Origin of the sequence: Polaribacter sp. IC066 (assembly GCF_007997085.1) — a bacterium.
In the GTDB taxonomy this organism is placed as follows: Bacteria; Bacteroidota; Bacteroidia; order Flavobacteriales; family Flavobacteriaceae; genus Polaribacter.
The window spans coordinates 1-24,652 of sequence record NZ_VORR01000018.1 but is presented as its reverse complement, the minus strand read 5'-3'; the positions used below and the strand labels follow the sequence as shown (position 1 = coordinate 24,652).

General features: G+C 32.5%; 21 protein-coding genes. 13 read left to right on the top strand and 8 right to left on the bottom strand.

What is annotated here, in order from left to right:
• Positions 1–159: 159 nt before the first annotated feature.
• The 3 genes from ES044_RS08030 to mdh form a co-directional block, all read right to left on the bottom strand.
• Positions 160–390 (bottom strand): hypothetical protein, encoded by a 231-nt coding sequence (locus tag ES044_RS08030; protein WP_147118176.1) that lies wholly within the window; start codon positions 388–390, stop codon positions 160–162.
• A 282-nt stretch (positions 391–672) separates the two neighbouring features.
• Positions 673–888 carry a hypothetical protein gene (locus tag ES044_RS08025; protein ID WP_147118177.1) on the bottom strand — a complete coding sequence of 72 codons (216 nt, stop codon included), beginning with the start codon at positions 886–888 and terminating at the stop codon, positions 673–675.
• 179 nt (positions 889–1,067) lie between these two features.
• Positions 1,068–1,994, bottom strand: coding sequence for a malate dehydrogenase (gene mdh / locus ES044_RS08020; protein ID WP_147118178.1), 927 nt, complete (start codon positions 1,992–1,994; stop codon positions 1,068–1,070).
• A gap of 297 nt (positions 1,995–2,291) precedes the next feature.
• Here mdh and ES044_RS08015 point away from each other — a divergent pair, with 297 nt between their 5' ends.
• Both ES044_RS08015 and ES044_RS08010 read left to right on the top strand, forming a co-directional pair.
• Entirely contained in the window at positions 2,292–2,795 is a 504-nt protein-coding gene (locus ES044_RS08015; RefSeq protein WP_147118179.1) for a hypothetical protein, read from the top strand.
• Between the two features lie 50 nt (positions 2,796–2,845).
• Complete coding sequence (locus ES044_RS08010; protein ID WP_147118180.1) at positions 2,846–3,847, top strand: DUF6588 family protein; 1,002 nt, start codon at positions 2,846–2,848, stop codon at positions 3,845–3,847.
• Positions 3,848–3,928: 81 nt separating this feature from the next.
• Here the strand turns inward: ES044_RS08010 and gyrB are convergent, their stop codons facing one another.
• The 5 genes from gyrB to ES044_RS07985 all read right to left on the bottom strand — a co-directional run bounded on the left by gyrB (position 3,929) and on the right by ES044_RS07985 (position 12,057).
• Positions 3,929–5,869: a DNA topoisomerase (ATP-hydrolyzing) subunit B gene (gene gyrB, locus ES044_RS08005; RefSeq protein ID WP_147118181.1), complete on the bottom strand. Its 1,941-nt coding sequence runs from the start codon at positions 5,867–5,869 to the stop codon at positions 3,929–3,931.
• A gap of 681 nt (positions 5,870–6,550) precedes the next feature.
• On the bottom strand, positions 6,551–6,802 hold the full coding sequence (locus ES044_RS08000) for a hypothetical protein (RefSeq protein WP_147118182.1): 252 nt from the start codon (positions 6,800–6,802) through the stop codon (positions 6,551–6,553).
• 190 nt (positions 6,803–6,992) lie between these two features.
• Positions 6,993–10,328 carry a bifunctional amidotransferase subunit GatB/aspartate--tRNA ligase AspS gene (gene gatB/aspS, locus ES044_RS07995; protein WP_147118183.1) on the bottom strand — a complete coding sequence of 1,112 codons (3,336 nt, stop codon included), beginning with the start codon at positions 10,326–10,328 and terminating at the stop codon, positions 6,993–6,995.
• Positions 10,328–11,725: an amidase family protein gene (locus ES044_RS07990; RefSeq protein WP_147118184.1), complete on the bottom strand. Its 1,398-nt coding sequence runs from the start codon at positions 11,723–11,725 to the stop codon at positions 10,328–10,330. Before ES044_RS07990 ends, gatB/aspS begins: the two co-directional genes overlap by 1 nt.
• Before the next feature lie 65 nt (positions 11,726–11,790).
• The gene (locus ES044_RS07985) at positions 11,791–12,057 is read right to left on the bottom strand and encodes a hypothetical protein (RefSeq protein ID WP_189663182.1); all 267 of its coding nucleotides are present in this window, start codon (positions 12,055–12,057) and stop codon (positions 11,791–11,793) included.
• 915 nt (positions 12,058–12,972) lie between these two features.
• Here ES044_RS07985 and ES044_RS07980 point away from each other — a divergent pair.
• From ES044_RS07980 to ES044_RS07935, 11 genes are all read left to right on the top strand, one after another.
• Positions 12,973–14,364 carry an anthranilate synthase component I family protein gene (locus ES044_RS07980; protein ID WP_147118185.1) on the top strand — a complete coding sequence of 464 codons (1,392 nt, stop codon included), beginning with the start codon at positions 12,973–12,975 and terminating at the stop codon, positions 14,362–14,364.
• 70 nt (positions 14,365–14,434) lie between these two features.
• Positions 14,435–15,013: an anthranilate synthase component II gene (locus tag ES044_RS07975; RefSeq protein ID WP_147118186.1), complete on the top strand. Its 579-nt coding sequence runs from the start codon at positions 14,435–14,437 to the stop codon at positions 15,011–15,013.
• A 79-nt stretch (positions 15,014–15,092) separates the two neighbouring features.
• Positions 15,093–16,082, top strand: coding sequence for an anthranilate phosphoribosyltransferase (trpD, locus tag ES044_RS07970; RefSeq protein WP_147186988.1), 990 nt, complete (start codon positions 15,093–15,095; stop codon positions 16,080–16,082).
• 140 nt (positions 16,083–16,222) lie between these two features.
• Complete coding sequence (locus ES044_RS18500) at positions 16,223–16,396, top strand: hypothetical protein (RefSeq protein ID WP_189663183.1); 174 nt, start codon at positions 16,223–16,225, stop codon at positions 16,394–16,396.
• A gap of 201 nt (positions 16,397–16,597) precedes the next feature.
• On the top strand, positions 16,598–17,386 hold the full coding sequence (gene trpC, locus ES044_RS07965) for an indole-3-glycerol phosphate synthase TrpC (protein WP_147118188.1): 789 nt from the start codon (positions 16,598–16,600) through the stop codon (positions 17,384–17,386).
• A gap of 76 nt (positions 17,387–17,462) precedes the next feature.
• A complete protein-coding gene (locus ES044_RS07960) occupies positions 17,463–17,987 on the top strand; it encodes a DNA-deoxyinosine glycosylase (protein ID WP_147118189.1) in 525 nt (174 codons plus the stop codon).
• Complete coding sequence (locus ES044_RS07955) at positions 17,984–18,679, top strand: phosphoribosylanthranilate isomerase (protein WP_189663184.1); 696 nt, start codon at positions 17,984–17,986, stop codon at positions 18,677–18,679. Before ES044_RS07960 ends, ES044_RS07955 begins: the two co-directional genes overlap by 4 nt.
• A gap of 69 nt (positions 18,680–18,748) precedes the next feature.
• Entirely contained in the window at positions 18,749–19,933 is a 1,185-nt protein-coding gene (gene trpB, locus ES044_RS07950; protein WP_147118190.1) for a tryptophan synthase subunit beta, read from the top strand.
• Positions 19,934–19,939: 6 nt separating this feature from the next.
• Positions 19,940–20,710 carry a DUF3050 domain-containing protein gene (locus tag ES044_RS07945; protein WP_147118191.1) on the top strand — a complete coding sequence of 257 codons (771 nt, stop codon included), beginning with the start codon at positions 19,940–19,942 and terminating at the stop codon, positions 20,708–20,710.
• Positions 20,711–20,724: 14 nt separating this feature from the next.
• A complete protein-coding gene (gene trpA, locus ES044_RS07940) occupies positions 20,725–21,492 on the top strand; it encodes a tryptophan synthase subunit alpha (protein WP_147118192.1) in 768 nt (255 codons plus the stop codon).
• Positions 21,493–21,576: 84 nt separating this feature from the next.
• The gene (locus ES044_RS07935; RefSeq protein ID WP_147186986.1) at positions 21,577–24,513 is read left to right on the top strand and encodes a S41 family peptidase; all 2,937 of its coding nucleotides are present in this window, start codon (positions 21,577–21,579) and stop codon (positions 24,511–24,513) included.
• Positions 24,514–24,652 lie beyond the last annotated feature (139 nt).

Below are 24,652 nucleotides of genomic sequence, written 5' to 3'. Positions count from 1 at the left end.
ACGCAGATTGATTTGCTTAATTTATTACAAAGTTATTTTTAATTTGGTGTGGAAGTGTTTTTTGACTAAGATAATTTCAAACTGTTTTTGATTGAAGTCAATTTTGTTTTTGAAGCTATTACAAATTCTATAGAAATACTCAATTTTATGATAACTTTTTTATGGGACTTCTCCTAAACGGCAAAGTGATAAACATTGTGGGTTTTGTAATTTACTTTTAGCTTTTAACCTCCATTCATTTCCTTCTCTGTCGTCGAAACCAATAATGCCCTCATTAATATCAAAATACATAAAATTTAATGTTGGTAATTTCCAGTCTAAATCTATGATTGCTGTTTTAGTTAAATTAATTTTAAATACTCTAGTAAATATTTTAGCATTAAAATTCATATTAATTAAATCTTCATATTTAATTAAAGCTCCTTGATCTCTATTGTTAAATGGTCCATAATAATCAACAAAAGGGGTTCGTTTAGATTCATTAGAAATAACTATTGGATATCCATTTCTTCCATCATTAAATCCTACAGGACGGCTATGTAAAGTAATTTCTATGTTTCTTTCAATATGATTAAATAAAGTAGTTCTTAAATGTATTCTCTGTTCATCAAAATAAAAATACTTTTTAGTGTTTGAAGTTACCTAATTGCCTGTATGGTATAATCTTCTTTCTTATTCACTTTTTACAACATCAAAATACAATTCATCATTATTTTGATTTACAAAAGTTAATCTAGCATTCAGTTCTGGAAGATTTAAAAGGTTTGGTGTGTCTTCATTTTTAAATTGAAAATAAGGTAAGTTATATTCCAAGTCATTTTCAATAGCTGAACAGCTAATAAATAACGAACAAACAAAAAGCACTAAACTTAAATTTAAAGTTATCATAAAATTTTATTTTTATCCAAACTATCATGAAATTTTTTAAAAAAAAGAGTCCGGAATTCCGTGAAAACAAGTAATACTGGACTCATTTGTGGAATTCTGGACTCATTTAACAAAAAAATCCAACTTTTCAAGTTGGATTTTTACTATTCATAAATATCTAAAAAATTAGATACTATTTATTATAATTCTAATAAGGCATTTGTTGCTTTAACGCCCTCTGCAGAAGCTGATAAATGCGCTTTTTCAGCAGCACTTAAATTAATTTCAACAATACTTTCAATTCCGTTTTTACCTAAAACAACAGGAACCCCAATACATAAATCATTTAAACCAAATTCACCTTCTAATAAAGTAGAGCAAGGAAATATTTTTTTAGTATCACAAGCAATCGCCTGCACCATTGCGCTTACGGCAGCTCCAGGAGCATACCAAGCAGATGTGCCTAACAAACCTGTTAAGGTTGCGCCACCAACTTTGGTGTCTTGCAATACTTGCTCTAGTCTTTCTTCAGAAATAAATTCAGAGACAGGAACAGAGTTACGAGTTGCCAATCTGGTTAAAGGAACCATTCCTTTATCAGAGTGCCCGCCAATTACCATACCATCAACATCAGAAATAGGCGCGCCTAAAGCTTCTGCTAATCTATATTTAAAACGTGCAGAATCTAACGCTCCACCCATTCCAATAATTTTATTTTTTGCCAACCCTGTAGTTTTATGAACCAAATACGTCATGGTATCCATAGGATTTGAAACGACAATAATAATGGTTTCAGGAGAATGTGCTATCAAATTAGAAGAAACTGTTTTTACAATTCCTGCGTTAATTCCAATTAATTCTTCACGAGTCATTCCTGGTTTTCTAGGAATGCCAGAGGTAATTACACAAATATCAGAATTTGCAGTTTTAGCATACTCATTTGTACTTCCTGTAATTTTTGTGTCAAAACTATTTAAAGAGGCGGTTTGCATCAAGTCCATTGCTTTTCCTTCTGCGTATCCTTCTTTGATGTCTAACAAAACAACTTCTGAAGCAAAATCTTTTATTGCTATATATTCTGCACAACTTGCGCCAACGGCTCCTGCACCAACTACTGTAATTTTCATATAAAAGTGATTAAAATTTATGTTATATTTTACTCAAAAATACCAAAAAAAAAGGGTAATTTGTGTGTTTTTGAGTTAAGAAAATAAATTTTTATATTTTTTTTAAGATTTAAAAATTAATTTTAGCCTGTAAATTTCCCACAATAACATTGGCCAATGCCCATAGTTCATATAAATTAGTCTTTTAAGGTAATTATAATTTATGAATAGGGGGTTTTACCTGTTTTTCGGTACTTTATTTTTTATATATTTGTAAAAAAATCAATAGACAAATAATAACTATTAAAAATCAATATTATGAAAAAATTTAATTTAATTAAAACAGTAGTTGTACTTTTTGCAGTGGTTGCATTTAGTAGTTGTGAGGAGGATGGGGCAATTCAGTTTATTGTCGTAGACGAGTTTACAACGTCTGTGAATATTAAGGGATTGGCGGCTGAATCTTCATTCACAGAAAACAGTTCAACAAATATTGGAGACCTATTGGATGGTGCAGCTACTTTTGTTGAAGCTGATATAGAATCTGTAACTTTAGAATTACAAGATGATTTTAGTGGTACATCAATAAATGGTAACATGAATATAACTGTGGGGTCAATTGTTTTGTTTGATCAAGATGTAACTTTAACTAAAGGGGGATCTTTAGTAATACAAGTGCCTGCTAATGCAAGTAATATACTTTCTGTTATTTCTGCAAATGCGGTACCTGTTTCTGTTACAGGAACTTCTACTTCCGGAGTTCTTGGTGATGATGATTTTACAATAGATGTATTGTTCAAGATAAGAGCAACCGTTGAATAATTGGAATTTATCTTACTAACTTAATTTAATTTAATCAGTCAAACTTATTTATGAAAAAAATAACAACAATAGTATTTGTGCTATGCAGTATGGTGTCTTTTGCACAAATAGATTTAGAGTCAATTTTAGAGGGTGGGGTTGGTGATGCTCAAACTTTTTTAAGAGGATACATACAGCCAGCACCTACTGGATTTGGATATGGTGTTAACGGAGGTTGGTATACAACTGCGAAAACACACAAGTTTTTAGGTTTTGATATTGCAGTGATTGCGAATGCATCTATGGTTCCGTCTAGTTCAGAAACTTTTACATTTAACGAAGCAGATTATACAAACATTCAATTAGATGGAGGTACTGGAACTTCTTCTGCCGAATTACCAACATTATTTGGTTCTCAAAAATTAGCAGACAGACCTTTATTAGAGTTTTCTGATAGTGATGGGAATTCAATATCGTCATCAACACTACCAGGAGCTGGGTTAGAGCAGGCTATTGGTTTTAATGCCGTACCTTCTGCAATGGTTCAAATTGGATTAGGTCTTTGGAAAAACACGGATTTAAAAGTCAGGTTTATTCCAAAACAATCTGCGCCAGAATATGAGTTCTCTGCTTTTGGTATCGGAATTCAGCATGATTTAAAACAATGGATTCCTTTTGTAAAAAGATTACCATTTGATGTTTCTGCCCTAGTTGCTTGGAATGATGTTAAATCGAAAGCTTTTTTAGATGTAGAGAATGAGCCAAATCAAGCGTTAGAGTTTAACACAAAAACATTTTTATTTCAAATATTAGCTTCAAAGAAATTATCTATATTAACTTTATACGGAGGTATTGGTACTTCTTCTTTTAATTCTGATGTAAATGTTTTAGGAACGTATACTACTAGTCAAGATGTAGATTATATAGACCCAATAAGTTTAAATTATACAGGTAGTTCATTGAGAGCAAATGCAGGTTTTTCTTTAAAGGTTATCGGTATAAATTTAAGTGCAGATTATACAGTACAAGAGTTTAATACGGTGAGTGTAACTGCAGGATTTAGCTTCAGATAAGTCTTATTTATAGACCAAAAAAAAGAGAGGAATTTATATTCCTCTCTTTTTTTTTTGAATTATATTTAAATGTAGTATTTACTACACATCAATATTCGCATATTTTGCGTTTCTTTCAATGAAATCTCTTCTTGGTGGTACTTCATCTCCCATTAACATAGAAAAAACTCTATCTGCCTCTGTTGGGCTATCGATAACCACTTTACGTAAAGTTCTAAATTCAGGATTCATTGTGGTATCCCAAAGTTGGTCGGCATTCATTTCTCCAAGACCTTTATAACGTTGGATACTTGCAGATCCTCCCATTTGTTGCACAAGTACATCACGCTGATCGTTATCCCAAGCATATTCTCTTTTTTGTCCTTTTTTTACTAAATATAAAGGTGGCGTTGCAATATAAATATACCCTTGCTCTACCATTTCTCTCATATATCTAAAGAAGAAAGTCAATATTAAAGTTGCAATGTGAGATCCATCTACATCGGCATCACACATAATAACTACTTTATGATATCTTACTTTCGATAAGTTTAGGGCTCTTGGATCTTCTTCGGTTCCAATAGAAACACCTAAAGCAGTAAACATATTTTTGATTTCTTCATTCTCAAAAACTTTATGTTGCATTGCTTTTTCTACATTCAAAATTTTTCCACGAAGTGGTAAAATTGCCTGAAAGTTTCTATCTCTACCTTGTTTGGCTGTTCCACCAGCAGAATCTCCCTCAACTAAAAATATTTCACATTGAGAAGGATCTGTTTCAGAACAATCTGATAATTTACCAGGTAAACCACCAATAGACATGACTGTTTTACGTTGTACCATTTCTCTGGCTTTACGTGCTGCGTGTCTTGCTGTTGCTGCTAAAATTACTTTTTGAACAATTATTTTAGCATCATTAGGATTCTCTTCTAAATAATCTGTTAACATTTCTGAAACTGCCTGCGATACTGCAGCAGAAACTTCTCTGTTTCCTAGTTTTGTTTTAGTTTGACCTTCAAACTGTGGTTCTGCTACTTTTACAGAAATAATGGCAGTTAATCCTTCACGGAAATCATCACCTGCAATTTCGAACTTTACATTTTTAAGCAATCCAGAATTGTCTGCATACTTTTTTAAAGTTCCTGTTAAACCACGTCTAAAACCAGATAAGTGGGTTCCTCCTTCATGCGTATTGATATTGTTTACGTAAGAATGTAAATTTTCTGCATACGAAGTATTGTATACCATGGCAACTTCAACAGGAATTCCGTTTTTCTCACCTTCCATAGAAATTACTTGCGATGTTAATTGTTCACGAGTAGAATCTAAATATCGAATAAATTCAGGTAAACCTTCATCACTATGAAATATTTCAGAGATAAAGTTTCCTTCATCATCGGTATTTCTTTTATCAGTTAAGGTAATCGTTATTCCTTTGTTCAAGAACGATAATTCACGCATACGCGTTGCTAACGTATCGTAATTATATTCTGTGGTTTGTTTAAAGATCGATTTGTCAGGTAAAAAAGTAACAATGGTTCCTGTAAAATCACTTTCTCCTATTGTTTTTACAGGATATAAAGCTTTTCCTTTAGAATATTCTTGTTGCCAAACTTTACCATCTTTATGCACAGTAGCTACTAAAAGATCAGAAAGAGCATTTACACAACTTACACCAACACCGTGCAAACCACCAGAAACTTTATAAGAATCTTTGTCGAATTTACCACCAGCACCAATCTTTGTCATGACTACCTGCAATGCAGAAACACCTTCTTTTTCGTGCATTCCAACAGGAATTCCACGACCATTATCTTTTGTTGTAACAGAATTATCTTCATTTATGGTAACATCAATGGTGTCGCAATAGCCACCCATTGCTTCATCAATAGAGTTGTCTACAACTTCATATACTAAATGGTGTAAACCACGGGGTCCAACGTCTCCAATGTACATGGAAGGACGCATTCTTACATGTTCCATTCCTTCTAATGCCTGAATGCTGGAGGCATCATAACTGTATGTTTTTTTTTCTTCGCTCATTATAAAAGTGAATTATTAGTTTTTAGGTTGATATTTCTCGTACTTAAAAAACGAGTTTAATAAAAACAAATTTACAATTTTATGAGTTCATTTTAGGCTTTTTTAGCGATTAACTTCTTAATATAGTGGTATTTGTTAGAAAATTAAAAGTGTCTTAAATCGCTTAATAATTGCCTTTTTTTTGATTTTAAATTTTATTTTGATGTTTTATTTTTTGAGGAATGAAGAAATCTCACAGGAGCGAGATTTTGAAATAATAATGTTTAAAAATTATAAAGATTAGAGCTAATTCTTGTTATTTAAATCGATTTTCAATCCATAAATTTCATTGTATTTTCTTTTCAAATAATTAGATTTATCCTTAAATGTCTGCACTATTTTCTTATTTCGATAGGATTTCTATACGAATCAAATATTTCTAAAATTACAATTGAAGATTTATTTTTTGCAAAATAAACAAGTCTGAAATGTCTTACGATGATTCGTCTAAATGGTTTTCCTAAAAACTCATCGACTTATATTGCTCTATAAAATCAATATTTTTTACTAGCATTAATGATATTCACTTTAACATTTTTCGCATTTGTTATCTATTTTGTTTTCTTAAGTATGCTATCGTGAATATATTTTAAATCTGCTTTTGCTTCTTCCTACCAAATTATTTTTATTGAATCGGACATTCTACCAGTTTTCAGATTCTTTTTCTAAATCTGCTACACTCGTAAATTTTCCTGAATTTACAGATTTTAAAGCGTTTTTAGCTTTTTCAACGTACATTCCTTTAGTTAATGGTTCTCCTTGAATTGTATAAGCAACAATTTTATTTCCAGAAAGTTGTATTTCTAAAAACTTTTCAAAACGTTCTACCAAATCTTTATCTTTTATTTGGTCAAAACGTTCTTTAAATATGTTTTTTCTTGTTGTTAAGTCCATAATTTGTTATTTATGTATAAATATATGGTATTTTAGAGTAATCTTTCGGCGCTCTTTTTAATTTGATTCGATAGTAAAAAACTTAAAATCTCACTCTCGTGAGATTTTAAGTTTTCTATTTTGATAAAATTAATAGCTATTTGTTTTCGGTCAGTTGCTATCCGTGAGAATTCGGGAAATTCGTGTCAACCTATTTCCGAATCACCCGAACATTCATTTCCTCAACCTTTCTATCAGAAAGTGGAGAAGGAGCATTAAACAACAAATCTTCAGAAGATCCTGTCTTCGGAAAAGCCATAACCTCTCTAATAGAAGCTTTCTTTTCTAAAATCATCATTAGTCTGTCTACGCCCCAAGCGATTCCTCCATGTGGTGGCGCTCCATATTGAAACGCTTTATACATTGTTCCAACACTTTTTAGCATTTCCTCTTTGTTGTAACCCATGTTTTTATAGGTTGCCTCTAAAATTTCTGCTTTGTGCGCACGAACAGATCCACCACCAATTTCATAACCGTTTAAGATTAAATCGTATTGTTGTGCAATGATCGTTCCGATTTCAGCATCGTTATTATTCATATGCTTTTCCAAATCATAGATGGCTGGCATCGAAAACGGATTGTGTGTAAACGTCCATCTTCCTTCTTCTGTTTTTTCAAACATCGGGAAATCTACCACCCAAGCGGGTCTTAATTCCTTCGGATTGATGAGTTTTAAAATGCGTCCCATTTCTTGACGAACAGCATCTAAAGCTTTGTTTGCTGTTGCATAATCAGCCGCAGAGAAAAATACAATATCGCCAACCTGTGCAATCGTTGCTTTGATAATATTTTTCGCAATTTCTTCGCCTAAAAACTTAATAATGGGCGATTGTAAATCATTTTCATTTACAATAATGTAGGCTAAACCGCCTAAACCATTTTGTTGCGCAATGGCTGTTAAGTTTTCAATCTGTCCTTTAGACATTCGTTTGTTGCCTTGCTCTTTTGCAGAAACCTTGATACATTTTACAATTCCGCCTTCATCAATAGGTTTGCTAAAAACTTGAAATGTTGTTTCTTTTACAATTTCAGTAATATCTTGCATTTGCAAACCATATCGTAAATCTGGTCTGTCACACCCATATTTATCCATCGCATTTTTATAGGTAATCACTTCAAAAGGATGTAAAATCCATTTTTTACCATAAATTTTATGCACAACTTCATTAAACATTTTGGTGTTCAAGTCGATAATCTGTTGCATGCTTGCGTATGCCATTTCAATATCTAATTGCGTAAATTCTGGCTGACGATCTCCACGTGAATCTTCATCTCTAAAACATCGTGCAATTTGAAAGTATTTTTCGAATCCACCAACCATCAGCATTTGCTTGAATTGTTGCGGTGCTTGTGGTAAGGTATAAAAAGAGCCTGCTTGTTTTCTTGTTGGCACAATAAACTCTCTTGCGCCTTCATCAGTTCCTGCTGTTAAAATCGGAGTTTCAATCTCTAAAAACTCCTCTTCGTCTAAAATATCACGTAATAATTTAATTACTTTATGACGATTTACAATTGCTTTGCGAACATCCTCATTTCTATGATCTAAAAATTTATACTGAAAACGAACATTTTCATTCGTTTTCATGGCTCTTTTTATCTCAAAAGGAAGTGTTTTTGATAAATTTAATATTTCTAAAACGGAAGTTTCTAATTCTATTTTACCCGTTCTTAAACCTGCATTATAGTCATCTTCTTTTCGCTGAACTATAATACCTGTAACAGATATTACAGATTCTGGTTTTAGTTTTACAAGCTCATCTAAATTAGGAAACGATTCTCTGCTTAAACGTACTTGAAAAATTTGGTTGCTCGAATCTCGTAAATCAATAAAGATTAATTCACCATGATCTCGAACACTAGAAACCCAACCCGATAAAGTAACTTCCTCTTCAATGGAGGTTTCTGATAGTTGAGAAATTTTATGAGTTCTATATTCTTCTTTTATAATGATTGGAACTGTTTGTGATTCCTCTTCGCTTTTAGCTGCTGGCTGTTGGCTTTTCGCTGTTGGCTTTTCGCTAATTGCTAAAGGCGAATTGCTAACTGCAGAATTTTCGCTAATAGCGTTTAACACTTCTTGCCGAATCACTTTCCCAGAAGCACCTTTGCCAATTATTCCAATTACTTTACCAACAAGAATTCCTGCTTTACCTTGGTTTCCTGCCTTAATATCATTTGCAATTGCTTCATTTTGGGCAATTACTTGAAGTACAGCAAGTTTAATTTTTTCTTCTGAAATTGTGTTTTCTTCAAAATACGCATTGTAGTCAAACTTTCTGTCTTTTAAATAGCGAATAATTGCATTCTGAACTAAAACTGCGGTAATTTTTTCTGCTTTAAAAAGTTGAAAAATTTCTGTTAAATGCGCAACATCATGAATGTCTTTATATTCATCTGCACCAATATTATTGACCAATGTTTTTGCAACAAAAGACGGATCTTTGATTACATCATTCATAGCAACAAAAGTTTCAGAACGCAGAGAATCCGCAGTAAAAAACTTTGCATCTTGTGGCAAAACGCCACCTTTTATCAAAATAGATTCTACAGCAAAAGGCAATGAACTTATATCAACATCAATACTTTTTACAACTTCTTTTATATTGACAAAAGGCAAATCTGGTTCAGAAATAAAACGATAATCCGCTTCAAATTCTTTGGTACGCATCGTTTTGGTTTGCTTTAAATCAGCATCCCATAAAACCGTAGTTTGGTCTGGTCTAAATTCTTTCTTGTCTATATAATAGGTAAGTTGTTTCTCAATTTCTTCCTTTAAGGCTTCCACCATAAACTTAAAGGAATTTAAGTTTTTGATTTCTGTTCTAGGATTTAAATTATAGGTATGCTTTTTACGAAGCGATACAGAAACATCCGATTTAAATTCCCCTTTTTCAAGATTTGCTTCCGATATTTTTAAATTCTGAACAATACGCTGAATATATTGCGCATAGGTAGAGGCATCCTCAATATTTTTGATACAAGGTTCTGTTACGATCTCGATTAACGGAACACCAGCTTTGTTAAAATCGACTAAAGAAATTTTCTTTTCGTGCATTAATTTAGCGGCATCTTCCTCAATATGAACTTGCGTTAAATTCACAGTAAATTGAGAACCATCATTTCTAAAACAAGAAACTTGTCCGTCAGGAATTACAGGATTATGAAATTGCGTAATCTGAATATTCTTCGGATTGTCTGGATATTCATAATGTTTACGATCCCAAGAAATCACCTCATTTTTAAAAGTCGATTTTACTGCTTTACCGAAGTAAATAGCTTTCGTAATTGCTTCTTTATTTAACGAAGGTAAAACGCCCATTTGTCCGGTACAAACAGCGCATATATTTTGATTTGGTTGCGCTATTTCTTGATTCGCACAAGAACAGAATAACTTCGATTTTGTGTTTAATCTTACATGGGTTTCTAAACCGATGACTAACTCTAAATCGTGCTTTTTGAGTAGTTCATTTAATTGTTCTAACTCCATTATAGTGTGTCTTTTAAGAAATTAGCAAACTTCAAAACGAGTTCGTCATTATTTTTAGCAGCAGTAATTTGCATTCCTGTTTCAGTTCCTTTCGGAATTGTTAAGGTTGGTAATTGTCCTAAACTAAACCCAACGGTATAGGCATCCGATAAATACATCGCTAATAGGTCTTTTAAGCTGTCGCCAATTTTTGGAGGTGTATTTGGTGTTACGGGTGATAAAATAATATCGACTTCTTTAAAGTCTTTTTCAAAACTTTCAGAAATCTGATCTCTTAAATTCAATCCTTTTAAATAGATTTCATCAGAAAATCCCTGCGATAAAACCTGATTTCCACCAACAATTCTACGTTTCGATTCTTCTGAAAAATTTTCTGAACGGGTTATTGAATAGGTGTCTTTTAAGTTTTTTCCTTCAATTCTATTGCCATAATTTGTGCCATCTAATCTAGATAAGTTAGAAGCAGTTTCTGCCATGGCCAAAGTATAATAAGTAGAAACCAACGTTTCTGATTCAAAGAAATCTAATGCTTTTACTTCAATTCCTGTAGCTTTTATTTTTGCTATGGATGTTAAAAAATCAGCTTTAATTTGAGGGTCAATTGCTTTATTTTCGATAAAATTCTTAAAATACCCAACGGTTTTTATATCATTAGCCTTTAAAATTTTCTCTTCGGATATTTCTTGTGATTCATACGTGGTTAAATCCTTTATATCTTTGCCACTCATTACATTTAAAACAATTCTAATATCTTCGATAGATTTGGCAATTGGGCCAACACAATCTGTAGAAGAGGCATACGCCATGAGACCAAAACGAGAAATTCTTCCGTAGGTTGGTTTCAATCCGAAGACATTATTATACCCTGCCGGCTGACGCACAGAACCACCTGTATCGCCACCAATTGAAAAAACAGTAAAGTCTTTTGCAACATTTACAGCAGAACCACCGCTAGATCCTCCACCAACGAATTCTGGATGTATAGCATTTTTTACCGCACCAAAAATCGTGTTTTCAGAAGATGAACCATGACCGAAACTATCACAATTTTCTTTTGCTAACGGAATGGCGCCAGCATCTAATAATTTCTGAATTGCAGTAGCGGTATAAGGAGATTTGTATTTTTTTAGTAAATCAGAACTTGCTGTTGTATAAGTGCCTTGAAGCATATAAACGTCTTTAATTCCGAATGGAATTCCTTCTAACAAACCAATAGTTTCTCCGTTTTCAATTTTAGCATCTACTTTTTTAGCCAATGCTAAAGCACTTTCATCTAACAAAGAATTTACAGTATTGTGTGTGTTTTGTTTTAATAAATCCAATCGGTCTTGCACCAGCTTTGTACAAGTAATTTCTTTGTTTTTTAATTGAGTATGTATTTTTCTAATCTGACTCATAAATATTATTTTTTAGCTTTGTTGCTACTACTAACAACTAAAAACTAATAACTAAAAACTATTTTTTATTCTTCTATCACTTTTGCAACTACCAAATAGCCATTTTTTTCTTTCGGGAAGTTTTCTACGATGATTTGTTTTTCGATTGCAGAACTGTGAACCACAACATCATCTCTTAAATCATTTAAAGACACCGCTTTCGTATGATTATTAAAAGAATTATTATTGCTGATGTTGGCATTTTTAATCACATCAAATAATTTATTCACAGTTTCAGACGGCTGCGCTCCTTTAATACTAGACAAAATGTCTACGGTCATCATTTTACTCATCGTTTTATCTTTTTAGTGAAATCCAATCTTGAAAAATAGCAACGCTATAAATTCATGATTTTTAGTTGAACCTGCCTGTCTGGCAGGATAATCCCGTTTACTGTGCCGAATTTTTTCAGCAGCTAGCAGAATCTTTTGTTTTATGTCTTGATCTTTTTTATCAAAATTATTTTTCTTTAACACCTTCATAGGGTATTAAAAAAGCCTTCCGAATTTGGAAGGCTTTATGTATCTATTTTTAAACAACAACCTTCTTACCCTAACAAGTAGGATTATTAAAATTAAGATTGCTATTATTTATGCTCATATGTATGCTAAACTTTATTCAGTATATTCACTAATTACGGACAAATATATGTTAAAAAAATTATACAGAAATCTCTTTTTTGTCATTTTACAGATTACTTATTGTATTGTTAAAATATTGATGTTTAATTGTTAAATCAATAAAAATAAAAGAAAACACACCAACAATTTAAATTATAAATCATTGGTGCGTTTATTAATTCAATAAATTCAAATCAAACACAAGTTTGAGCTACAAAAAAACAGTTTTAATTAATAATTGTAAATACAAAATTTAAAATTAGTTATAATTTATAACTATAAATTTAAAAATAGTAATAAATTATTACTTTAATAGCTATTTTTAAATTATTTATTTTTGTATGTTAATTTTAATAAAAAAAGCAACATAAAATTTGTTCAAACAGAAAACCCGCTTTACATTTGCATCATGCAAAAAAAACAAGTAAATATTTGGTGGTGGAACTCTCTTAACATTTAAGTGAGAACTAAACCTGTATTTAAAAATTATATACAAAAAAGCTTATCTCACGATAAGCTTTTTTTTTTGTGCTGATTTTTTTTCAGCATTTTACATAAACAATACACACTGAAACAAATTCAGCATACATGAAAAAAATAAAATTCAAGACAATTCATAAAACAAAAATTGCAGACACGGTAACACCTGTAGGTTTGTATTTACGTTTTAGAGACAAATTTTCAAATACGCTTTTATTAGAAAGTTCAGATTATCACAGTAAAGAAGAGAGCTTTTCTTACATTGCTATCGAACCCATTGTTACCATGAAAGTAGACGATTATCAGTTTACTGTTTCACATAAAGGAACAAAAATTGATGAACAACCAATCGAGAAAAACTTTTATACGTTGTTTGATAAATTCACGAATTCAGTAGAATTAGACTGTCCTGCAGAACTAAAATCGTTTAACGGTTTATACGGCTATACAACCTTTGATTCTGTTCAGTATTTCGAAAACATCAAATTTACAAATAAGAAAGCACCTTCTGCGATTCCAGAAATGCAATACAGCTTTTATCGTTTTATTATTGCTATCAATCATTTTAATGATGAAATGACACTGATAGAAAATATAGAAGAAGGTACAGAATCGCGCATAAAAGAAGTGCAAACCATCATAGATGCGCAAGCATTTAATACACAGAAATTTGAAACTGTAGGCAAAGAAACTTCTAATGTTACAGGCGATGAGTTTAAAGAATATGTGAGAAAAGCAAAAGCGCATTGTAAAAGGGGCGATGTTTTTCAATTGGTATTGTCACGCCAGTTTCAGCAAAAATTTAAGGGTGATGAATTTAATGTATACAGAGCCTTACGTTCTATAAATCCGTCGCCATATTTATTTTATTTTGATTACGGTTCTTTCAAGTTGATGGGGTCATCACCAGAGGCACAAATTAAAATATCTGGCGGTAAAGCAACCATTAATCCAATTGCAGGTACGTTTAGAAGAACTGGTGATGTTGTGGAGGATAGAAAGTTGGGTAAGAAATTATCTGAAGACCAAAAAGAAACGGCAGAGCACGTAATGTTGGTAGATTTGGCAAGAAATGATTTAAGCAAACATGCAAGTAATGTTACGGTTGATGTTTTTAAAGAAGTACAATATTTTAGTCATGTTATTCATTTGGTTTCTACAGTTTCTGGAAAGTTAAGAGGAAACCCGATAGAAATTGCGGGTGATACCTTCCCGGCAGGAACCTTAAGTGGTGCACCAAAATACAAGGCAATGGAGTTGATTAATAAATATGAAAATCAGACACGAGGTTTTTACGGTGGGGCAGTCGGAATTATCGGTTTAGATGGTTCTATAAATTTAGCGATTGCCATTCGTTCTTTTGTGAGTAAAAATAATGTTTTGTACTCGCAGGCAGGCGCAGGAATTGTAATACATTCTGATGAGGCAAAAGAACTACAAGAAGTAAATAATAAGTTAGCAGCGTTAAATAAAGCGTTGATTTTAGCAGAGGATATATAAAAAACGCTTTTCGCTTTTCGCTGTTAGCAATTTGCTAAAAGCCAAGAGCCAAAGGCCAAAAGCTTTAAAAATGAAAATATTAATTTTAGATAATTACGATTCGTTTACCTACAATTTGGTGCACATGGTTGAAAAAATTACAGGAAAATTCCCTGCAGTTTTCAGAAATGATGAAATCAGTATTGAAGATGTAAATCATTACGATGTTATTATGTTGTCTCCAGGACCCGGAATTCCTGATGAAGCAGGAATCTTAAAAGAAGTCATCAAAACTTATGCAGGGATCAAACCAATATTCGGAGTTTGTTTGGGTTTACAAGCAATTACAGAGGTTTTTGGCGGAAAAATAATCAATTTAGAAGATGTTTTTCATGGAGTTGCCACAGAAATGAGGGTTACAGACTCATCAGCAATCATTTTTAAGGATATTCCAGAAACGTTTTTAGCGGCTCGTTACCATTCTTGGGCAGCAACCGATGAAGGTTTTCCAGAAGAAATTCAAGTTACAGCAAGAGATGAAGATGGCTTAATTCAGGCAATACAGCATAAAATTTTTCCAATATCGGCAGTTCAATTTCATCCAGAATCTATCTTAACAGATGTTGGAGAACAGTTATTGAGAAACTTTATAAATAGTGTTAAAAAGTAAGCAATTGCAGTGTTCACAAAGTTTTGAGCTAACTTTGCATACAAGCTTTACGACCCTTAAATTTTAGAATTTAATACAAATGAAAGCAATTTTAAACAAATTATACCAGCACGAAAGATTGTCTAAATCTGAAGCAAAAAAAATCTTAATAGAGATTGCTGCAGAGAAATATAATGATGCACATTTAGCCTCCTTTATGACTGTTTTTATGATGCGTCCAATAACGGCAGATGAACTTTCTGGTTTTAGAGACGCGTTAAAAGAATTGTGTGTAAAAGTAGATTTATCATCGTATAACACCATCGATATTGTTGGCACTGGTGGTGATGGAAAAGACACGTTTAACATCTCTACTTTAACCTCATTTATTGTTGCAGGAACAGGGCAAAAAGTGGCAAAACATGGTAATTATTCCGTGTCTTCACAATCGGGTTCTTCAGATATGTTAGCCAGTTTTGGGTATAATTTTACAAACGATGAACGTATTTTAAGAACACATTTAGAGAAAGCAAATATTTGTTTTTTACATGCACCAAAATTTCATCCGGCAATGAAAGCGGTAAGTTCAACAAGAAAAGCGCTGGCATTAAAAACGTTTTTTAATATGTTAGGGCCTTTGGTAAATCCGAGTTCGCCAAAAAATCAGTTACTAGGAACTTTTAATTTAGAGACGGCAAGATTGTATAATTATATTTTACAAGATGAAGATATCAATTACGGAATTGTGCATGCTTTAGATGGTTATGACGAAATTTCGCTAACAGGCGGATTTAAATTGTTTACCAAGAATGGAGAACAAATTATAAATCCAGAAGATTTAGGGCAAAAAAGAATTGAACAATCAGAAATTTTTGGTGGAAATTCTGTTGCCGATGCAGCTAAAATTTTTAAATCAATTTTAGACGGAGCCGGAACGGAAGCTCAAAATAATGTGGTGTTAACAAATGCCGCTTTTGCTCTAAAAATAGTGGATGAAACAAAAAGTTTTGAAACTGCTTTTGAGGAAGCTAAAAAGTCACTTTTTGGATTGAAAGCAAAACAAACATTAGAAAAGTTGGTGGGTTTATAAAGTAAGAAGTTCTCGATACAATCCCGCCCAAAAACGGGATCACTCGAACTGACATAGCGATAACAACAGACTGTCACATCGAGTGAATTTTGTGAGACTATAAATTTTTATCAAGATGATATTGAAACAAGGAAAATAATATGGCAAAAAAGAAAAACAATTTAATTTCAATAATTCCTGCATTTTTTTTGATGGGTGCAGCAATTGGAATTCAAACAACAAATATTTTAAAATATTCGATCGTTGGATTCATCGTTGGGGTGATTGTTTACTTTGTTTTGACACGTCGGAATAAAAGAATAAATAATGAGTAAAAAAGTTCTCGATACAATCCCGCCCAAAAGCGGGATCACTCGAACAGACACAGTGAGAATAATGTACTGTTGGGTCGAGTGAATTTGTTAGGAATGATTAAGTTTGAGTCGAGATGATTTCAAAACAAGTAAAATAAAATATTAAATAAGTGAATGAGGCAATTTTAAATTTTCGAATCATTTAATCTTTAAATAATAAAAATGACAATTTTAGACAAAATAATAGCATTTAAAAAGACGGAGATTGCTAAAATAAAGGCAGAAGTTTCTGTTAAGAAGTTAGTAGAAAGTCCGAATTTTGGAAGACCCGTTTTTTCATTAAAAAAGTCTTTGTTAGAAGTAGGCTCTACAGGAATCATTGCCGAATTTAAGCGTCAATCGCCATCCAAAGGAATCATAAACGACAAAGCAACCATTGCAGATGTTACTAACGGTTATTTAGATGCCAATGTTGCTGCGCAATCAATCTTAACAGATACCTCTTTTTTTGGAGGAACTATGGCAGATTTGATGGAAGCAAGGGTTATCAATCAACAAAAACCAATTTTAAGGAAAGATTTTATTGTTGACGGGTTTCAGATTGTAGAGGCAAAAGCAATAGGTGCCGATGTCATTTTATTAATCGCTTCTTGCTTAACATCCGAAGAGCTGAAAAAATTCGGAAATTTAGCAACAGATATTGGTCTGGAAGTTTTATATGAAGTACATACGCAAGAAGATTTGGATAAGATTAACGATTTAGACAATAAAATTATCGGAATTAATAATCGAAATTTAAAAACCTTTGAAGTTGATTTAGAGCACTCTATTAAATTGGCAAATCAAATTCCGGATACTTCTGTAAGAGTTTCAGAAAGCGGAATTTCTGATCCCAGAATTATCACAGGATTGAAAGAATATGGTTTTCAAGGTTTTTTAATCGGAGAAAACTTTATGAAAGAAGAAAATCCAGGAGAGGCTTGTATGGAATTTATAAGTCAGTTGAGGTAAAAATCTGTCCTAACCTTCCCGAAGGAAATGGACTCTTATTGTTGTTAAAAGTATTGACAAATAATGTAATTATATTTTGAATAAAAGTAATAAAAATAACGATTCGAATTTACCTTATTTAAAAGAGAGGGTTTCTCTTGATCCTATTTTACCGCTAAATCCTACCATTTTTATTATTGGAACAAAGCCAGGAAACCAAGAATTAAGGAAACAAGAATATTATGCAAATAATGGAAATGCGTTCTGGAAAATTATTTATGAATTAACAGAAGAAGTTTTTAGTAAAAATTATGCAGAGAGAATAGATCTATTAAAACGAAATCATATCGCAATTTGGGATATTTGTCAGTTTGGACAGCGTGTAAGTCCAGGAGCATCAAATGTGAAGAACGAAGTTCCTAATCCGATAAATGAAATCGTTGAAATGTATCCATCAGTAAAGCAGATAATTTTTAATGGTCAAAAGGCGCATGATTTATATGATAAACATTTTACGAAAATTGAAGGCATACTTTACGAGGTCGTCTTATCTACGAGTCCTGCTAATACAAGATTTTCGTTTAGAGAAAAATTAAATAATTGGAAAACAACGATACTATGAAGTTGAAAGTTTGCGGAATGAAATATGTAGAAAATATCCAACAAGTTGCTGAATTGCAACCCGATTATTTAGGGTTTATTTTTTATGAAAAATCGAAGCGGAATTTTGAAGGAATCATTCCCGAATTACCAGAAGCAATTAAAAAGACGGGTGTTTTTGTGAATGAAATTAAAGAGATTGTAATTTCTTTAATAGAAGAATATCGGCTAGATGCAATTCAATTACATGGCGACGAATCTGTAGCTTATGTTAAAGATCTAAAGAAAGATTTAGCAGAGAGAAGAGATTTATTTCTTGAGGAAAATAAAGAGATAAGAAAGAAGAAAAATAAACACATAATTTCTGATGAAAATCTAGAGATTATAAAGGTTTTTGGCATTAAAGATGCATTTGATTTTGATGTTTTAAAACCTTATGAAGAAGTCGTAGATTATTTTTTATTTGATACAAAAGGAAAAGAAAGAGGAGGAAACGGAACAAAATTTGATTGGGCTGTTTTAGCAAAATATCCTTTCGAAACACCATTTTTTTTAAGCGGAGGAATCGGTTTAGAAGATGTTGAAGAAGTACAAAAAATCATCAATTCAGGTTTACCCGTATATGCATTAGATGTAAATAGTAAATTTGAAAGTGAACCAGGGAAAAAGAAGATAAAAGAGTTAAAAAAGTTTAAAGAAGGTTTAACTGTTTAATTGGTGAATCGTTTAATTGTAATTTACCATTACACAGCTTAATTTTTAACAATTACACAAAATAAAGATATGAAATCAAAATTTCACCCAGACAAAAATGGATATTTCGGACAATTTGGTGGTGCGTTTATTCCAGAACTATTGCATCCAAATGTGCAAGAATTAGCAGATAATTATATTCAAATTATCGAATCTGAAGAGTTTCAAATCGAATATAAAGCCTTGTTAAAAGAGTATGTTGGTAGACCAACTCCTTTGTATTTGGCAAAAAGATTGTCAGAAAAACATGGTGCTTATATTTATTTAAAACGTGAAGATCTATGTCATACCGGTGCTCACAAAATTAACAATACGGTTGGTCAGATTTTAATTGCACAGAAATTAGGCAAAACGAAGATTATTGCAGAAACAGGCGCCGGGCAACACGGAGTTGCAACAGCCACGGTTTGTGCTTTAATGGGCTTAGAATGTACTGTTTTTATGGGCGAAAAAGACATTGTTCGTCAAGCACCAAATGTGACTAGAATGAAAATGTTGGGAGCAAAAGTAGTGCCTGCAATAAGTGGTTCTAAAACGCTTAAAGACGCCACAAACGAAGCCATACGGTATTGGATTCAACATCCAGAAACCTTTTATTTAATTGGTTCTGTTGTTGGGCCTGCACCACACCCAGATATGGTTGCACGCTTGCAAGCCATTATTTCAGAAGAAATGAAATGGCAATTAAAAGAGAAAACAGGAAAAGAGAATCCAGATACTATTATTGCCTGTGTTGGTGGTGGTTCTAATGCTGCAGGTGCTTTTTATCATTATTTAGATGATGAAGATGTAGAGTTAATTGCTGTGGAAGCAGCAGGTCTTGGAGTACATTCCGGAGAAAGTGCGGCGACTTCTCAATTAGGGCAAGTTGGTATTATTCACGGAAGTAAAACCATTTTAATGCAAGATGAATATGGGCAAATTGTAGAGCCATACTCAATATCTGCAGGGTTGGATTACCCAGGAGTTGGCCCTTTGCATGCTTTTTTATATGAAAGTGGTAGAGCAAAATTTATGAGTGCTACAGATCAAGAAGCGTTAGACGCAGCTTTTGAGTTGACGAAGATAGAAGGAATTATTCCTGCTTTAGAAACCGCACATGCATTGGCTGTTTTAGATAAAATTACGTTTAAAAAAGACCAAGTTGTGGTCATAAATTTATCGGGTAGAGGAGATAAAGATCTAGAGATTTATACACAGTATTTAGAAGCATAAAGAAATATGAATAACAATATAGAACACATTGAAAAAGAGTTAGCGAGCTTAAGAAACGAATTAAAAAATCATTCTTTGTACAAGAAACTTCATACTTTAGAAGATGTGCAAACATTTATGTCCTTGCATGTTTTTGCGGTGTGGGATTTTATGTCGCTTTTAAAAGCAATACAGCTTAATTTAACCTGTGTTTCAATTCCTTGGACACCTGTTAAAAATGCAGAATTAGCCCGTTTTATTAATGAAATTGTTGTAGCTGAAGAAAGTGACCACGATGCACATGGCGTGGTTAAAAGTCATTTTGAAATGTATTTGACGGCAATGGACGAAGTAAATTCAGATCCAAGTAAAATGAATGATTTACTTCAATTATTAGCATCAAATATTTCCGTAGAAAAAGCATTAGAAAGTGTAGCGATACCAAATGCAGTAAAAGAATTTTTAAATTTTACGTTTGATACTATAAAAACAAATAAAACGCATTTAATTGCAGCTTCTTTCACTTTTGGAAGGGAAGATGTAATTCCGGATATGTTTATCGGTATTATTGAAAAAGCTACACTTGAAAATAATAAATCTTACGATAGTTTTAATTATTATTTAAAGAGACATATTGAATTAGATGGCGATGAACACGGACCTTTATCTTTAAGAATGATTGAAGAATTATGCGGTAGTGATGCAAAAAAATGGGAGGAAGTTTTAGAGACTGGCAAAAGAGCATTGCAATTAAGAATTAACTTATGGAGTGCTATTGAGCAAGAAATAACAGCATAATTAAAAGTAGCAATATGAATTCGATTCAAGAATTATTTAAGAAAAAAGATAAAAATTTATTGTCTATTTATTTTACTTGTGGGTATCCTAATCTAGAAGATACAACTAAAGTAATTGCTGCATTAGCGCAAAGCGGTGTGGATTTTATTGAAGTTGGTTTGCCATATTCAGATCCATTAGCAGATGGGCCAACGATACAAAAAAGTAGCCATGAAGCTTTAGAAAATGGTATTAATTTAGATATTATTTTTGAGCAATTAAAAACCATTAAAGAGACAAATAACACTCCGTTGGTAGCAATGGGATATTTGAATCAGTTATTGAAATACGGTGAAGATAAATTTTGTAAAGCCCTTGTAGCTTGCGGAATTGATACCGTAATTCTGCCAGATTTACCGATGGTAGAGTTTGAAAATCATTACAAACAACTATTTGAAAAATACGGACTTACAAATGTTTTTTTAATAACGCCTCATACGTCAGAAGAGCGAATTAGAAAAATAGATTCTTATTCCAAGGCGTTTATTTACGTAGTTGCATCTGCATCTATTACAGGGGCAAAGGGAGAAATTTCTAATAGTCAAATTGGGTATTTCGAAAGAATAAAAGCAATGAATCTGCAAAGTAAATTGATTATTGGATTTGGTATCTCTGATAAAAAAACATTTACTACTGCATGTAATTATGCACATGGAGCCATTATTGGTTCTGCATTCATAAAAGATTTAGGTACAAATGGAGTTGATAACATAGACAATTTTATAGCACCAATTATACGTTAAGAAAATCTTAAATCTTTATAAAGGAGCTTAACTAGTAGAGTATATGTAATTTAAAGTTTAAATTAGTCGTTTAAAGCCAAAACGATGATGAAAAAAACTTTATGTATTCTATTTACTGTATGCAATGCATTTTTTGCAATTGCCCAAGAAACTTTAATAAGAACACCCACTATTAGTCCAGATGCTACAAAAATGGCATTTGGATTTGATGGTGATATCTGGGTTTTAGACTTGGCTACAAATCAATCTAAAAGATTAACCATACACCAAGGGTATGAGAGCAATCCTATTTGGAACTCAAAAAGCAATCAATTAGTTTTCAACTCCAATAGAAGTGGCGATACTAACATCTTTAAGACAGATTTAAATGGAGGTATCCCGAAACAATTAACCTACTATCCAACTGCCAATATACCAAGTTTTTGGGATGCTGATGGAACAATTATTTTTTCTAGCAATAGAATTTATAAAGGCACAGAAAGGGAAGCTTCAATTTATAAGGTTGATGAAAACGGAGAAACTCCGAACCGCTTTATGACTGCTTTAGGGAGTCAAGCAACAATTTCTCCTGATGGTAATTTGGTTGCCTTTGTAAAAGGAACTTGCAGAATTTCTAGAGAAGATTATAACGGTCCCGCTCAAAGAGATGTTTGGATTTATAATATAACAACCAAAGAGTATCATCAAATTACAACGAGTAAAAAAAATGATCATACACCACTTTGGGATGAAAATAATAATTTATATTATATCGGCTCAGAAAGCGGTCGCTATAACATTTATAAAACTTCTATTGACGCAAACGGCAAGAAGTTGGGCGCAGAAAATCAATTAACAACGTTAAAAGTAAATGGAGTTTTATCGTTTTCAGTAAGTAATAACGGCACCATTATATATAATAGCGGGACGGAAGTTTTTAGGTTACAGGATGGGGCAACAAAAAAAATGGACTTAAATTTAGCCACTGATAACAGATTTGAATTAGAAGAAACAAAAACAGTTTCTGGTGATATTGGCGATTTAAATGTCTCTCCTGACGGAAAATTAATTGCTTTAAGCATTAAAGGAGAAATTTTTGTAAAAGAAATTGATAAAGACAAAACAACTACTAATAATGTAAGTAATCATACTTTTAGAGATGACAATCCGTTTTGGATTGATAACAACACCCTAGGTTTTTTATCAGACAGAAGTGGTCAAAACGAATTGTATAAAGTTGTTTCTACGGATAAAAAAGTGAATTTAAGTAGAAGTTTAAAAACAAAAGTTACGCAATTAACAAAAAGTAATATCGATGTTTTTGAACCTTTATTATCACCAAATAGAGAAAAAATTTCTTATAGAATTGGCAGAGGTCAATTGGTTATTGCTAACATTAAAGAGGGTAAGATAGAAAAACCAAAATCGTTTTCAGATTCTTGGGCCTCTGCAAATGGCGTTTCTTGGAGTCCGGATAGCAAATACATTGCGTATTCTCAACAAGATTTAGATTTCGATAGCGAAATATATATTCAGTCAGCAGAAGATGCATCCATAAAAATGAATGTCTCTATGCATCCAAGATCAGATTTCTCTCCAGCTTGGAGTCCAGATGGTAAAAAACTTTCTTTTGTATCAAATAGAGCAGGAGATCGAGGTGGAATTAATTATGACACTTGGATGGTTTGGTTGCAAAAAACGGATTGGGAAAAAACAAAGGCAGATTTTAAAGAAGGTGACTATTACCAACCAACAGAAGAAAAATCAAAAGATAAAAAAGAAGAGCAAGAAGTAGTCGTGAAAATCGATGAAGATAGAATTTTTGACAGATTGGTTCAGTTAACAAGTTGGGCAGGTAATGAACTTGGCGCTATGTTTAGTGAAGATAGTAAAAGCGTATATATTTCTGCGACTAACCCTGTTACCAATCAAAACGGTTTTTATAAAGTTGAAATTACTGGCGGAACACCAACAGAAGTAAAAGGAGTATCTAATGTGGGGAGCTCAAATTTTCATAAAAGTACGCTATATTATTCGTCTAAAGGGAAATTGAAATCGTTCGACTTAAAGTCAGATAAAGTTTCATCATTTGGGCATTCTGCTACGTACACCACAGATTTTAGTAAGTTAAATGAGCAAGTTTTTGAAGAAGGTGTTAGAGCCATAACCGCCGGTTTTTATGACCCAAAATATCACGGATATAATTGGGATAAGATTGTAAAAAGGTACAGACCTTGGGTTTTAACTGCCAGTACAAAACAAGACTATTCTTTTATGTTTAATATGATGTTAGGGCAATTAAATGCAAGTCATATGGGGTATCGAGGAAGCACGCCAGAGGAAACGTCTGAAGATACTATTGGTTTGTTAGGTTTAGATGTTGCTAATGTAAAAAATGGGGTTGAAATTAAATACATACTTCCAAATTCTGTTGCGGCAAAAACAAATGTTTCTCTCAAGTTAGGGGATGTGATAACCGCTGTGAATGGAAAAAAAATAGACAAAAACACAAACTTTTACAGTCTTCTAAAAAATACGGTAAATAATGAAATTTTGTTGACCTTGATAGATGGGACTGATATCGTTTTAAGAACGTCATCTACCGGAACAATTAGAGGTTTATTGTATGAAGAATGGGTAAATTCTCGTAAAAAGTTAGTAGAAGAATTTTCTAACGGAAAATTAGGATATATTCACATTCAAGGAATGAACTTACCTAGCTTTGAGCGTTTTGAAAGAGAGTTAAAAGCAAGTGGTTATGGAAAAAAAGGTATTGTAATTGATGTTAGGAATAATGGTGGCGGTTGGACTACAGATCGACTAATGGCAGTTCTTACCGTGAAACAACACGCGTATACAGTGCCAAGAGGCGCTACAAATGATTTACAAAAAAACAACAAGAATTTTGCGGGTAATTATCCTTTTAATGAGCGTGCTATTTTATCTGTAAACACAAAACCGCTGGTGGCTTTAGCAAATGAAAGTAGCTATTCTAATGCAGAAATTTTTGCGCATGCTTTTAAAAGTTTGGCTCTTCGCTAAAAACAATGGATCTGTTAAAAATGATTACATTTCAGGATGGAATTAAACGGTTTATCAGACTTATTAGGAATTAGTAACCCCTGGGTTTTAATGGATATTAAGACTCAACCCAAGAATAAAGTTATAGATGTATTTATCG